The organism is Spiroplasma endosymbiont of Dactylopius coccus (assembly GCF_977110965.1).
Window position 1 is genome coordinate 1,068,172 of record NZ_OZ373019.1, and the last position, 13,639, is coordinate 1,081,810.

14 protein-coding genes and 2 pseudogenes are annotated in these 13,639 nt (G+C 21.9%); 10 read left to right on the forward strand and 6 right to left on the reverse strand.

What is annotated here, in order from left to right; all coding sequences use genetic code 4:
- Nucleotides 1-20 precede the first annotated feature (20 nt).
- From ACXUB0_RS06685 to ACXUB0_RS06695, 3 genes are all read right to left on the reverse strand, one after another.
- Nucleotides 21-2,081 (reverse strand): hypothetical protein, encoded by a 2,061-nt coding sequence (locus tag ACXUB0_RS06685; protein WP_458258181.1) that lies wholly within the window; start codon nt 2,079-2,081, stop codon nt 21-23.
- A gap of 194 nt (nt 2,082-2,275) precedes the next feature.
- A complete protein-coding gene (locus ACXUB0_RS06690) occupies nt 2,276-2,689 on the reverse strand; it encodes a hypothetical protein (RefSeq protein ID WP_338987984.1) in 414 nt (137 codons plus the stop codon).
- 464 nt (nt 2,690-3,153) lie between these two features.
- A complete protein-coding gene (locus ACXUB0_RS06695; RefSeq protein WP_458258182.1) occupies nt 3,154-3,537 on the reverse strand; it encodes a hypothetical protein in 384 nt (127 codons plus the stop codon).
- Between the two features lie 118 nt (nt 3,538-3,655).
- Here ACXUB0_RS06695 and ACXUB0_RS06700 point away from each other — a divergent pair.
- The 7 genes from ACXUB0_RS06700 (at nt 3,656) to ACXUB0_RS06730 (ending at nt 8,386) form a co-directional block, all read left to right on the forward strand.
- Nucleotides 3,656-4,776, forward strand: a protein-coding gene (locus ACXUB0_RS06700) for an IS3 family transposase (RefSeq protein WP_458258183.1) whose coding sequence is annotated in 2 segments (ribosomal slippage) — nt 3,656-3,932 and nt 3,932-4,776 — 1,122 coding nt in all. Because the reading frame shifts where the segments join, the coding sequence is not laid out codon by codon here.
- Between the two features lie 43 nt (nt 4,777-4,819).
- Nucleotides 4,820-5,074 carry a hypothetical protein gene (locus tag ACXUB0_RS06705; RefSeq protein ID WP_458258184.1) on the forward strand — a complete coding sequence of 85 codons (255 nt, stop codon included), beginning with the start codon at nt 4,820-4,822 and terminating at the stop codon, nt 5,072-5,074.
- 202 nt (nt 5,075-5,276) lie between these two features.
- Nucleotides 5,277-5,453: a hypothetical protein gene (locus tag ACXUB0_RS06710; RefSeq protein WP_458258185.1), complete on the forward strand. Its 177-nt coding sequence runs from the start codon at nt 5,277-5,279 to the stop codon at nt 5,451-5,453.
- A gap of 219 nt (nt 5,454-5,672) precedes the next feature.
- The gene (locus ACXUB0_RS06715; protein WP_458258186.1) at nt 5,673-6,686 is read left to right on the forward strand and encodes a fructose-bisphosphatase class II; all 1,014 of its coding nucleotides are present in this window, start codon (nt 5,673-5,675) and stop codon (nt 6,684-6,686) included.
- 21 nt (nt 6,687-6,707) lie between these two features.
- Nucleotides 6,708-7,289, forward strand: a complete 582-nt coding sequence (locus tag ACXUB0_RS06720; protein WP_252320831.1) for a GNAT family N-acetyltransferase — start codon at nt 6,708-6,710, stop codon at nt 7,287-7,289.
- A gap of 333 nt (nt 7,290-7,622) precedes the next feature.
- Complete coding sequence (locus ACXUB0_RS06725; protein WP_458258187.1) at nt 7,623-7,922, forward strand: hypothetical protein; 300 nt, start codon at nt 7,623-7,625, stop codon at nt 7,920-7,922.
- Nucleotides 7,922-8,386: a hypothetical protein gene (locus tag ACXUB0_RS06730; RefSeq protein ID WP_458258188.1), complete on the forward strand. Its 465-nt coding sequence runs from the start codon at nt 7,922-7,924 to the stop codon at nt 8,384-8,386. The genes ACXUB0_RS06725 and ACXUB0_RS06730 overlap by 1 nt, the downstream gene beginning before the upstream one ends.
- A 67-nt stretch (nt 8,387-8,453) precedes the next feature.
- On the opposite strand, the gene ACXUB0_RS06735 is transcribed toward ACXUB0_RS06730, so the two are convergent.
- Nucleotides 8,454-8,627 carry a hypothetical protein gene (locus ACXUB0_RS06735; RefSeq protein WP_458258189.1) on the reverse strand — a complete coding sequence of 58 codons (174 nt, stop codon included), beginning with the start codon at nt 8,625-8,627 and terminating at the stop codon, nt 8,454-8,456.
- Nucleotides 8,628-8,921: 294 nt separating this feature from the next.
- Between ACXUB0_RS06735 and ACXUB0_RS06740 the strand changes: the two genes are divergently transcribed.
- Nucleotides 8,922-10,052, forward strand: coding sequence for an Mbov_0401 family ICE element transposase-like protein (locus ACXUB0_RS06740; RefSeq protein ID WP_458258190.1), 1,131 nt, complete (start codon nt 8,922-8,924; stop codon nt 10,050-10,052).
- Nucleotides 10,053-10,202: 150 nt separating this feature from the next.
- A pseudogene (locus tag ACXUB0_RS06745) lies at nt 10,203-11,425 on the forward strand (IS256 family transposase).
- Between the two features lie 173 nt (nt 11,426-11,598).
- Here ACXUB0_RS06745 and ACXUB0_RS06750 read toward each other — a convergent pair.
- Nucleotides 11,599-11,733: pseudogene (locus tag ACXUB0_RS06750) on the reverse strand (ISNCY family transposase); the annotation flags it as partial.
- Nucleotides 11,734-12,339: 606 nt separating this feature from the next.
- Between ACXUB0_RS06750 and ACXUB0_RS06755 the strand changes: the two are divergent.
- Nucleotides 12,340-12,819: a hypothetical protein gene (locus ACXUB0_RS06755; RefSeq protein WP_458258191.1), complete on the forward strand. Its 480-nt coding sequence runs from the start codon at nt 12,340-12,342 to the stop codon at nt 12,817-12,819.
- A 73-nt stretch (nt 12,820-12,892) separates the two neighbouring features.
- On the opposite strand, the gene rlmB is transcribed toward ACXUB0_RS06755, so the two are convergent.
- Entirely contained in the window at nt 12,893-13,633 is a 741-nt protein-coding gene (gene rlmB / locus ACXUB0_RS06760; RefSeq protein WP_458258192.1) for a 23S rRNA (guanosine(2251)-2'-O)-methyltransferase RlmB, read from the reverse strand.
- Between the last annotated feature and the right edge of the window lie 6 nt (nt 13,634-13,639).

The following is a 13,639-nucleotide window of genomic DNA, read 5'->3' on the forward strand; positions in this document are numbered from 1 at the left end:
TCATCACCTTTGTTTTTAATTTAACGTCGTGAAGTTATTTTAACAATAGAACTAAAATTAATAAAGGTTAAATTATTATTTTTAATATTAACATCCAAGCATTGAAGCATTTTATATTCTTTATCATCATCATATTTAATAATGATACCAATGTTTTTTAAGTGCTGATATTTATCATTTTGTTCAGAAACACTAACAAGCTCAATATTATTTATCTTTTTTATGATATCAAAATTAATTGTCTTTTGAAAATGAATTTGATAGTTATCGCCATCAATATTAATTCCTATATTCATTTCTAAATTAATGTCATTAGTAGGAGAAAAATTATTCATATCATTAATATCTTCTTGAAATAATAGTGAAATAAGTGAAATAGAATTATCTTTAAAAGTAATTGGATATATTACACCACTAGGAAGAACATTCGGATATAAATCAATAGAATTTAAATCTTTAACATTAAAATTGTTATTTTTAAAGGTTTTTTCATTTGGTTCTTTATTTTGACATTGAATATTTATTGAAAACTCGATAGTATCTTGTAATTGATTTTTACCAACAATTGTTACTATTATAGATTTTGGTTTTTGATAATTTCCAGTAATCGCATTACTAGTAATAATATAATCTTGATCATTAAAATCTTGATGTCATTTTTGCTTACCAAACTCATTTATTTTTTTACTAACAAGGAAAGCAATATGATTATCAATATCCACTTTGCTAACATTAGTATCATCAATAACATCTATTTGTTCAGTATTTATGCTTTCATCATTTTCCAATGATGACTTAATAGCAAATAAAGATTTTACGGTATTATTGGCCGTTAGATTAATTATCAATTGGATAGTATCTTGCAATTGATTTTTACCAACAATTGTTACTATTATAGATTTTGGTTTTTGATAATTTACAGTAATCGCATTACTAGTAATAATATAATCTTGATCATTAAAGTCTTGATGTCATTTTTGCTTACCAAACTCATTTATTTTTTTACTAACAAGGAAAGCAATATGATTATCAATATCCACTTTGCTAACATTAGTATTATCTTCAGTAGTTATTAATTGATTAATTACACTTTCATCATTTTCCAATACTGTTTTAATAACAGATAATGATTTTTTTGTTCAACTACCTTGAACATTAAAATTAATATTTAATTGACCTTTAATAATTTCACTACTATTTTTAGCACAAATAACAACTGTTATTTTCTTTTTTATCATATAATTATCAAAATTTTTTATTGAATCATAATTAATAACAAAATCACTTTTTGTTACTTTATCTGATAATGATTTTTCTTTATTAATTTCTTCTAAAAATTTCTCTTCAATAATTTTATTGACTTGAGATTCTATTTCATTTTTAGTTCCTTTTGTAGCATCTGACATTACTATTGTTTGTGATGGAATTGTAATTCTATTGTCTAAATCAAAAATATTAAATTTTTCTGGAATAACATCATTTTCAACACTAAAATTGAAATTTAAGTCACAAGGAAGCAAACCATAATTACTACCAAATTGATTAACACTCATTTCAATTTTAAATTGTTCTATTTTTTCTTTATAAGATGGTATTTTTATTGAAAAATTATTTTTAAGTGCATTTTCATCATTAATTTTAATATTAATAGCTGGATTTACTGGTAAATGTACAAAAAAATTATTAGGAATATCTATTTTATTTGTTTGTAACACATTATCAATCTTTTTTAATAAATCACTAAGATAAAAAAATTTTAGTTTTTTATCAGTAGATATTAAACTAATATTATTTAATTTATCCTTGTAATCTATCAAATTATATTTTTTATTTGTTGGACAATTATTCTTATAATAATCTTCTCAATTTTTATCTTGATTAGGATTTCAGTTGTTGGAATTATTAGTATTTATGGCACTATTTCATTGATTATTTGCAATTATTAAAATCATAGTAGTAATAATTAAAACAACAACAAATAACAAAGAAAAAATTTTAAACCAATGTTTTTTTTCTTGCTTAACATTAGGTTTTTGCTTATAATTTGATTTTTCATTTTGATTAATACCAATTTTATACATTATTTCCTCCACCAAAAATCGATAATAAAACATAAAAAAACTTTATAATGATTAAAAAATCACTACAAAGCAACAGCTAAATTATATAAATAATAATATAACAATAAAACTTATAAATTAATTTTTAAAATTAAAAAAATAAAATTAAAATATAAATTTTATTGTTGTCTTAATTCTATCATAGTAATTTTTTATTAAATATATTTTTTGTAACTATTTTTTAATTTTAACTTTACTCGTGTTCAAGCATTATCAACTTGCTTATAACTTAAATTTAATTTTTTCATAATTTGATGAACATTATATCCTCTTCGCTTTAATCTTAAAACTTCATTTTCATTAGTAGTAAAATTTGTAATACTAATAACTTCTTCCAAAAATGAAGTATATTCACAATCATTTTTTTGATATAAATAATCATTATATTTTAAGGCACAATTAATAATTTTATGATTATTATTTAAAAAACTTTTAACATAAGTAAATACTCCTCATTTTACTTCATAATATAAAAAATTTTGAAATGACTTGTTTTTTCTTTCTTGAAATTTAAAAATTGCCTTTAAAAAAATAAAATAAAAAGTTGATTTTAAATCATTTGTTTCCAAAGGAATAGCAAAAAACTTTTTAATAATATTTCGTAAAAAAAATCATTTTTTAATTCATATTTTTTATATAAAAAATTAAAAGCAAATTCATTGTTTTCAATACAATACAAATAAATTAATTCATTATCATTCATAATTAAGTCCTCCTAAATATTTCAAATAACAAACTAATTATGAATTACTAATCAACTAATTATTTAAAGCTATGATATATTAGTATTTAATTTTGAAATTCTTAATATTACATATTTAATCCATAATCACGTTTAATAGTTGTTTTAGTCACTATTGATGATGAATCTAACAAATTTATCTTATCTTTAACGATTTCTACTTCTGTTTGTGGTATGTAATACTTAAATATTTCTCTTCTAGTGCCACTTTGTCAATTTCCTGTTCTTGATTTCGATTTCAATTTGATGATAAACTAAAAAAATCTTTTAAAAACATTTTATTTTCAATAGTTAACTGATCATAATTTTTAATTGTCAAAGCAATTTTTTTTGTAATAGTAAACAAGCGTGATTTCATGCTGAATTTCCTGAGTTATCTTTATAATCAATATCAATTGGTCATTTGTTAACTAAATAAGTTACTAATTTTTGTCAATAATTTATTACCGCTATATGTAGTAATGAATAATTCAGTTCATCAAATACTAAACTATTAATAACTTCTTTTTGTCAAAAATTTTCAATATTTGAATTATTTTTTTCATTTAATTTTTTAATTTCATTTTGCAAATATTCTAATGAATCTATTACTGATTCTTCTTTTTCTAATCAATTATCATCATCTCCCTTTATAATATAGATTATTTTTTCATAACAATTTCCTTTAGAAATCATTATTTCATTTTTAAATTTTAGAAATTCTTTAAATGTTTTTATTTGGATGGGTTACATTTATTGGACACTAATTACGTAGACAAGTGAACAAATTAGTGAAAAGAAAGGAAGTATAATTATGGCCAATATTAACTCATATTCAGATGAATTTAAAAAACAAATAGTAGCTTTATATCAAAGCGGTAAGTCAGTGTCTTGTCTTGCTAAAGAGTACAATGTTACAAGAGCAGCTACTTATAATTGAATTAAGCAATTTACTAATTCAGGTAGTTTTAAAACTAAAGATAATCGTTCTGTTGAAGAAAATGAATTAATTAAATTAAGAAAAGAATTAAAACAATTAAGAATGGAAAATGATATTTTAAAGCAAGCAGCACTAATAATAGGCAGAAAGTAGAAATTATTGCTAAAAATAAAGTTAAATATAAAATTCGCACAATGTGTCGTTTTTTGAAAATATCTAAATCAACATATTATTTTAACTTAAAGAAAAAAGAAAATAAAATCAAAAATAATATGTATGATGAATCTGTTATTAGTGCTTTTAAAGAAAATAAAGAAGTTTATGGTACTAGAAGATTAAAAAAAATTTTAGAAAACCAAGAAATTTATTTATCACGCAGAAAAATTAAAGAAATTATGAATAAGCATAATTTAATATCAAAATACACTAAATTATCATTCAAAAATCATCATAATAAAGTCAATAATAGTCAAATAACCAATCTTGTTAATAGAAACTTTAATAATAGGGTTAAAAATGAAGTTATTGTTAGTGATTTAACTTACGTTCAAGTTAATGGTAAATGAAACTATATTTGCCTATTAATAGACCTATTTAACCGCGAAATTATTGGACATAGTGTTGGAGTTAAAAAAGATGCATTATTAGTATATCAAGCATTTATGCAATCAAATCGCTGTTTAAAAGATATCCAAATATTTCATAGTGATCGAGGTAATAAATTTAACAATAAAATTATTAATAATCTTTTATTAGCATTCAATATTACTCGATCTTTAAGCAAAAAAGGTTGTCCTTATGATAATGCTGTTGCTGAAGCAACTTTTAAAACTTTCAAAACAGAATTTATTAATGATAAAAATTTTACATCATTAATCCAATTAAAATTAGAATTATTTGATTATATCAATTGATACAACAACATAAGAATCCACAGCACTTTAAACTACTTAACTCCTATCAAATATCAAGAACAAGTGTCTACCAAAAAATAGTCCTAAAAAGTGTTGCCATTCCAATAAGAAAGATTATAAATTTATGTTTATAAAAGTTAGAGTACAAAACAATAATATTAAAAATTATATTAAAAATTTAGATTTATTATATGAAAAAATTTATCAACAAAAAGATCAATTACAACAATTACAACATTTATTTTTTGAATTTAATGAATTTCTTGATTTAAATAAAAAACAGCAAAGTATAAAAATAAGTGATTATGAAACTCAACAAACTAGCGAATTTCTTAGAACCTGTTTAGGATCTTTTTTAACTTATTTTTGATTAAATTAATATCATAAATGTTATTTTATAGTTGAAAAATAAATTTTTAATCGATAAGTTGTCAAATGATAAAATCTTTTTAACAAAAAAATGACAAAGAAAATAAAATGTTAATTAACTGTCAGGTTAGAAATAATTATTCCCTTTTTTAGTTTAATTATGTTTAAAAGATTCCAAACAGGTTCTTAAAGAAAATGATTTTGTATATAAAATGGTAAAAGAAATATCTAATATTTTAGATATAACATTAAATTCGATAAATTCAGATTGTTTGATAGGAAATTCTAATAATGTATTACAAATAGCAGATGTTGAATTAATAAACCAAGAAGTATCAGTTGGTCTAGTACTTTCTGAACAAAAGGTAGCGTTTACAAATAATATATAATCAAAAGTTTTAAGCTTATAAATAATGCATATTTTCCAGATAATTTAATTATCTGGAATTTAAAATATTATTTACTTATTTTGTAATTTTTTATTTTATGATTTGAATTTATAATTTACAAATTTTGTAAAATTAACGAAGAAAGAGATTTAATAATTAAGTTTTTTGTTAAAAATTATCATATAATTAACAATGAACATCTTAATTATGGAGAAAAATATGAATAAGGATATGTATTTAATTAGAGCAGTAGAAATGGCAACAATTGCTGCTTATAAATTTATTGGTCGTAAAAATAAGAATGCTATTGACTTTGCTGCTGTTGAAGCAATGACAATTATGTTAGATAATGCCCCTATTAAATGTCGTATTATCGTTGGTGAAGGTGAGTTAGATCAAGCACCAATGTTATTTGTTAATCAAGAGTTAGGAAAAGGAAAAACTTTAACTTATGATTTAGCAGTTGATCCAGTAGAAGGTACTTATCCTGCTGCTTATAATATTGCTGGTAGTATTGCTTGTTTAGCAGCAGCAGCACCTAATACTATTTTAAAGTTACCAGAAATGTATATGGAAAAATTATTTGTTGGAACCGATTTACAAGATGCTATTAACAATGAAGATGATTTTATTACTAATATTAAAACTATGCAAAAAATGAAAAAACATAATGATTTAATTGGTATTATTTTAGATAAACCAAGACATCAAAAAATAATTGAAAAGTTGGATGATTTAGGTATTATTGTTCGTTTAATTGGTGATGGTGATGTGCTTGCTGCTATTGATGTTATTAATAAGGAAGCAGATTTTGTTTATGGTATTGGTGGTGCTCCTGAAGGGGCATTAATGGCAGCATTAGCATTAAGTGCTGGCGGCAATATTAAAACTAAGTTAATTTCCTATCAAACAATATGACCCACTGATGAAGATACTAAAATTCGTATTAATATTGAAGATATTGCTATTAAAAAATATAAATTATCATATAATAAATATTATTTTGCTAAAGATTTAGTAAAAGATGAAAATGTCCGTTTTGTTGCAACAGGTTTAACAGCTGGAGGCAGTTTAAAAGCAATTAAATATTATTATGGTACATATTATTTAAATACTTTTTTTGTTTCACATGGTGTTGTTAGAAATATGGAAGTTACTTATAGTGTTAGTCAGGTTAATAAACTATTGCCAAGTGTTGAAAAAATTATGAAAATATATAATAAATATGTTTAAAAATATTTAAAGGAGAAAATTATGAATGATATTGATCGTTTACCTGCTATCCCAGTTTTAGAAAGTCAACGTTTAAAACTACGACCCATTACTTTAAATGATGCACAAGCATTATTTAATTATGCGAAGAATGAAAATATGACAAAATATGTACCGTGAAAAGCTCATAAAAGTATTAATGATAGTATTGGTTTTATTAATTCTTTATTACAAGAATATAAACAATTAAGTTCTTTAATGTGAGCAGTGCAATTAAAAGATGATGAAACCAATACGATGATCGGTACTTGTGGTTTTATTAGATATTTTGCTCATACTAAATGTTTGGAAATAGGTTATGCTTTTAATCCAAAAGAGTGGGGTAAAGGTTATGCCAAAGAAGCATTGTTGACTGCTATTAAGTATGGATTTGAAAATACTAATAGTATTAGAATTGAAGGTAGTTGTGTTAAAGAGAATATTGCTTCAGCGAAAACGATGGAAAGTGTTGGCATGAAGTTTGAAGGAATTTCTCGTAGTAATTTTATTAAAGATGGTAAAGTTAGTGATTGTAAAATATTTAGTATTATTCGTAGTGAGTATTTTAAAGATAATAAAAAATAGTAACTAGATAATAAAATTTTAATTATTATTTAATAATTTTAGTATTTTTTATATAATTAAAACGTGAATATTTTTGTTAAAATGTTTTTTTATTAAGAGGTATAAAATATTTAAAGGAGAGATTAAAATTGAAATCTTAGAACCTGTTTAGGATCTTTTTTAACTTATTTTTGATTAAATTAATATCATAAATGTTATTTTATAGTTGAAAAATAAATTTTTAATCGATAAGTTGTCAAATGATAAAATCTTTTTAACAAAAAAATGACAAAGAAAATAAAATGTTAATTAACTGTCAGGTTAGAAATAATTATTCCCTTTTTTAGTTTAATTATGTTTAAAAGATTCCAAACAGGTTCTTATAAAGACCAGCAAATTATTAATGAATATAATAAAAAACTTAGTAAAGAAATAACAAAGCAACATTTAAATAATATAGAAAAATTAAGAGAAAATTTTAAAAAAGAAGTAATTACTCAATATAAGGAAAATTTCATTAATTATCTTGAAAATGAATTTATGGAATTACTTAAAGATGATATTAGCGATCTAATTAAAATTAATATTAGTAATTGAAAACTTAAATTAATAATGAAATTACAAGAAAAAATTCAAAATGGTGACTTTGAATAATGCAATATGACTTAATTATTGGAATTGACCCTGCTGGTATTGGTAATAATGGAATTGTTATATATTCAAATGAAACTAATAATATTATTTTTAATGAAACATTCAATACATTAACTGTTTTATGAACTAAAAATATTTATAAAGAAAAATTTCAATTAATTAAAGAAAAATTTATTGATAAAAAAATATTAGTTATTGTAGAAAATTTCTTTTTAAGTTCAAAACAATTATTAACTAATCCATTAGCAACTCCTAAAATTATTGGTTCATTAATGGTATTAGTACAAGATGTTTTCAACTGAGATTATCTAGAAAACCACCCAAAAAATAAAAATAAAATAACAAATTATAAAGGAAATATAAAATTAACAAAACATGAACAAGATGCTTATAAGCATATTCAATATTATTTAAAAAATCATAAAAAAATATTAATTTTTGATAATTATTTAAGGAAATTATAAACATGAAAGAAAAAGCAAATTATGTCAAATTAACAGTAAAACTAAGTAATACTATTGAAGCAAAATATTACGAAAAAGGTAATAAAGAATTATATACTACATGAACAATATTATCTGAAATATTATTGCATCCTTTTCTTTGACAAATTACAATTTCTTCATCAAAATTATCGTTCATTTTTTGAAATTGTTTTTGTTTACTTTTTACTTTTTTTCGAACTTTACTTCTTTTTTTACTCATAAATTCTCCTTTTTTCCTTAATTTTACTTATAAATTGTACTATTTTTGATTATTTTTACAAGTATGCTTTTAAATGGAAAATAACGCCTAAATTAAAGGCCTTTATTTTGTGATACCTATACTATTAATTATATTGAAATTGTTTATTATATTTTAAATATGAAAGTTGTTTTTTAAATAATTTTTATTTAATTTTAAATTACACTTATATATTTATATAATAAAAAAGTAAATTAATTTTTTAAATATATTTACAATAAATTTAAAATTTAAAAAAAGTTAGGAGAAGTAAATGTGAATTTTAATTATAAATGAAATTTTAGAGAACAAAATGCAAAAATTGATAAATTAGTTTTAGAACATATAACAAAAAAATGAGAAAAATGAGATTGAAGAATAAAAAATACAAGAGATAAAAAGAAATATAAAATTGTTGATTATCAATATCGAACAAGAAAAACATTATATGGAATGGTAACTTATAAAAGAAGAATTTATGAATATTTTGATGAAAAATTACAAAAATGAGTTCGTGTTTGTTTAGTTGATGAATGACTAAAATTACCTAAATATAAAAGAATTGGTGAAGATGTTGAACAAACTATTATTGAATATTTTGCTGATGGAAAAAGATATCATGATATTTGTGCTATTTGTAAAAAAGCAGGTATTGGTGTTAGTACTGTTCATAGAGTTTTTAAAAATTTAGAAGTAATTGAAGCAAATCCAGAAAAAGTAAAATTAGAAAAAAATCAACCTATTTTTGTAGCAATTGATGATGGTCATCGAAAATTTTGAAATTTTAAACGTAAAGGTATAAAACACTCTATGCGATTAATAGTAACATATACAGATAATATTAATCACAAAGTACAAAATAAAAGAGTAAAGGCAATTATAAAACCAACAAGAACAGTAATTGGAGTTAAAAAGACTGCTGAATTTGTTAAAGAGCATTGTCAAAAATTTTATGAAAATATTGAACAAGCAAAAATTATTATTTGTGGTGATAGTGCAGGATGAATTAAAGAAGTTGCTGATTATTTAGGTGCACAGTTTGTTTTAGATAAATTTCATTTAATTAGAACATTATATCTTGGAATAATGGCGGGAAATAAAGGAAAATATTTAAAAGAATATAATCATTGTAAAAATTTAATTAATAATGGTAATTATAAACAATTAATTGATTATTTATATAAAGAATTAGATAATCATAAAAAATTAAAGAAAAAATATTTTAAAAATAATAAACAAGGTATTGAAAATCAAGGTGCAAAATGAAATATTGGTTGCTTTACTGAAACTAATATTTGACACGTTTTAAAAGAAATGCTTGGTGATAGAACTTATAATATTTCAATTTATATTAAAATGGTTATTTTTAAATGTAATAAAATAAATACAGAGATACAATTATTATAAGTTAAAATTTTACTTTTTTTAAAAATAAGTATTTTAGTTGTATTATCTTTTAAAAAATAGTAAGATGAATATACAATTTCATAAAAATCCAAATTATTTCTTGTCTAAATTTATAATAAGACTGTGTATGAAGTAATTTATTCCGGATTTTTGACAATCTCCCATGATCCAATATCAAAAGCAGTAGATTTATTATTAGAAAATACTGAAGATTTAACAACAGTTTTTAAAGAGGGAGGTTTGTATAAAGAATTAACAAAAAGATTAGTAGAAAAAATGTTGAATTCTGAGATGCAAAATTATTTAGGATATGATAAGAATCAACATAGTAATAGTGACAATGCTCGTAATGGTATAAGTTCAAAAAAATTAATAACTCAACAAGGTAAAATTGAGATTGATGTACCACGAGATCGCAATAGTAATTTTAATCCTTTAATAATTGCAAAAAGACAAAGAAGATTTGATGGTTTTGATCAACAAGTTCTTTCTTTATATGCAAAAGGTATGACATTATCAGATATTAGAATGCAATTACAAGAGTTATATCATGGTGCTGATATTAGTGAAAGTGTTATTAGTCAAATTACTGATGATGTTATTGATGATGTAAAAGCATGGCAAAATCGACCATTAGATAGTATTTATCCGATTGTTTATTTTGATTGCATAGTAGTTAAAATACGACAAGATAAACGCATTATTAACAAATCTGTGTATATAGCTTTAGGAGTTGATTTAGAAGGTAAAAAGATGTTTTAGGCTTATGAATTAGTGAAAATGAAGGTTCTAAATTTTGATTAGCCAATTTCACAGAAATGAAAAATCGAGGCTTAAATGATATTCTTATTGCTTGTAGTGATAATTTAACAGGAATGTCAGAAGCAATACAATCAGTTTATCCTAAAACAGAACATCAATTATGCATCGTTCATCAAATTAGAAATAGTTTGAAATATGTCTCATATAAGCATAGAAAATCTCTAGTTGCAGATTTAAAAACAATTTATACTGCATGTAGTGAAGAACAAGCAATGCAGGCTTTAGAAACATTTGAAAATAAATGAAATAAACAATATACTCAAATTGCTAAATCTTGATATAAAAATTGAGAAAATTTGATATTTTTTATTAGTTATCCAACAGAAATTAAAAGAGTAATTTATACCACAAATGCTATTGAATCTGTTAATAGTCAATTACGAAAAGTTATCAGAAATAAAAAAGTTTTTCCTAATGATATGGAAGAATTGAAAATATTTTATTTAGCAATTGAAAATATAACAAAAAAATGAACAATGCCCATTCAAAATTGAAATACAGCAATTGCTCATTTTATGATAAAATTTGAAGATAGAATTAATCTTAACTAGTACTTTGTAAAACAAAGATACACAGATTTCTAAAAAGCCTCTGCAATTACAATTTCTTTTATATTTAAAATCAATTTTAGGTCACCAAATTTGCCCATATACAAATGATTTAAAAATTTATATTGTTTAGTATTCACAAAATGTAAATCTTATATAACTTTAATTAGGAATTATTAATATCCATATCTTCAAGGATGATTTTTATTGGGTATATAAACTTTTTTAGTTTTTATTAAATTTTCTTTGATAATTGGTTTTAAAGCTATTTCTTTTAGTTCATACATTTGATTATTGTAACTAAGATATAAGAACCTGTTTAGGATCTTTTTTAACTTATTTTTGATTAAATTAATATCATAAATGTTATTTTATAGTTGAAAAATAAATTTTTAATCGATAAGTTGTCAAATGATAAAATCTTTTTAACAAAAAAATGACAAAGAAAATAAAATGTTAATTAACTGTCAGGTTAGAAATAATTATTCCCTTTTTTAGTTTAATTATGTTTAAAAGATTCCAAACAGGTTCTAAAAGATTCCAAACAGGTTCTTAGATAATTTTTTAATAGTAATGTCGTTTATAATCTTATATTTATATTTTTCTTTCATATTCATGCTTCTTTCCATATTTATCACCAAGTATATTTAACTTCACTTTTGGGAAATTTTTACTCGATAACTAATAGGAAATTATCACTAAATAATGACACAATATAAGTATTATTGTTGAATAATATTTTTCAAGTGTTAAGATTAACGTACAATTGCATATTGAAGTCTAAATTATTCTCGTCTAAACTTATAATTTAAAGACAATAATTGAATGTTATAGACAACATCGGTACGCTCCCAAATATTTAAAAAACTTATTTAAACGTAGAAAAAATCATTATCCAAGTAATAACAGTACAGATATTGAAAATAGCGATTTTTTTCTTCTATAATGAACAAAAAATTTTATCAAAATTAAAAAAAATAAGTGAAGAAAAAGATAAAGAATTAGAGAAATTAACTAATGAAAACAATAACACTCCTAAAATAATATTACTTTCTTCAAATATTTTAGAACTAAGATCAAAAATTTGAACTTTGGAAGAAATGTTAGAAAAGAAAATAACAATAAAAATAGAACAATTAGAAAAAAGTAAAATAAATAAATATAAAAATTTTTTTATTAATTTTTTTACTTTTTGAATTAAAGATAAAAACAAATGTATTAATAATAAAATAAATAAGATAAATTCTGACTATACAAATATTAAAAACAATTGTAAAGAATTAGAAAACCATTTAATTGATCAAATAAATATATGCAAAAATTTAAAAGAAAAAAAATGAAAATTTTCAGAACCAAATCCAATAAATAAAGAAAAAAAATTTACACCTAAAATATAAAACTATCTTTTTAAAAAAATATTTTATTTTTTCATAAATTTAAATATTATCAAAAAATATAGGTTCTTAAAATTTACGATAATTTTAACGTTTCAACGTAAATATAGTTTGCAATAATACCACAAGCAACGCTAGCATTAAATGATTCTATTTTTGGACTTATTGGTATTTGAACAATATAATCGGTATGTTTTAATAACTTTGAACTTATCCCTTCACCTTCATTACCAATAATTAATGCTAAGTTGCTACTACAATCAATAGTAAAATAATCAATTGCTTTTGCTGTTTTAGCAGCAGCCAAAATTCAAAATTTATATTTTTCTTGTAAATTATTAATTGCGGAAGTTAAATTATTAACTTGACAAATTGGAATAATACTTAGAGCACCGGCTGCAGCCTTTGCAACTGCACCGTTTATTTCAGATTGATTACGATTTAAAACAATTACACCATCAAAGTCATTACCCGCTGCAATTCTTAACATTGAACCAAAATTATGTGGATCAGAAATACGATCTAAAATTAAAATTCTTAAAAATTTAGATGTTGAACCAATATTAATTAATTCATCAAAAGAAAAATATTGATAGTCTTTAACATTAGCCGCAATATTTTGATGTTTAGTAGTACCTAATAGATTATTCATTGCTTGTAAACTAATAATTTCATAAGGAATATTTACACTTTTTAAATCTTTTTTTAATTCTTGGTACTTATCTTGAACTAAAAAAACTTTTTTAATTTTTATTAATGATGATGTTGATAATGCAGCAATAATAGGGTGATAACCATAAATATATTGTAATGCCATAATTTT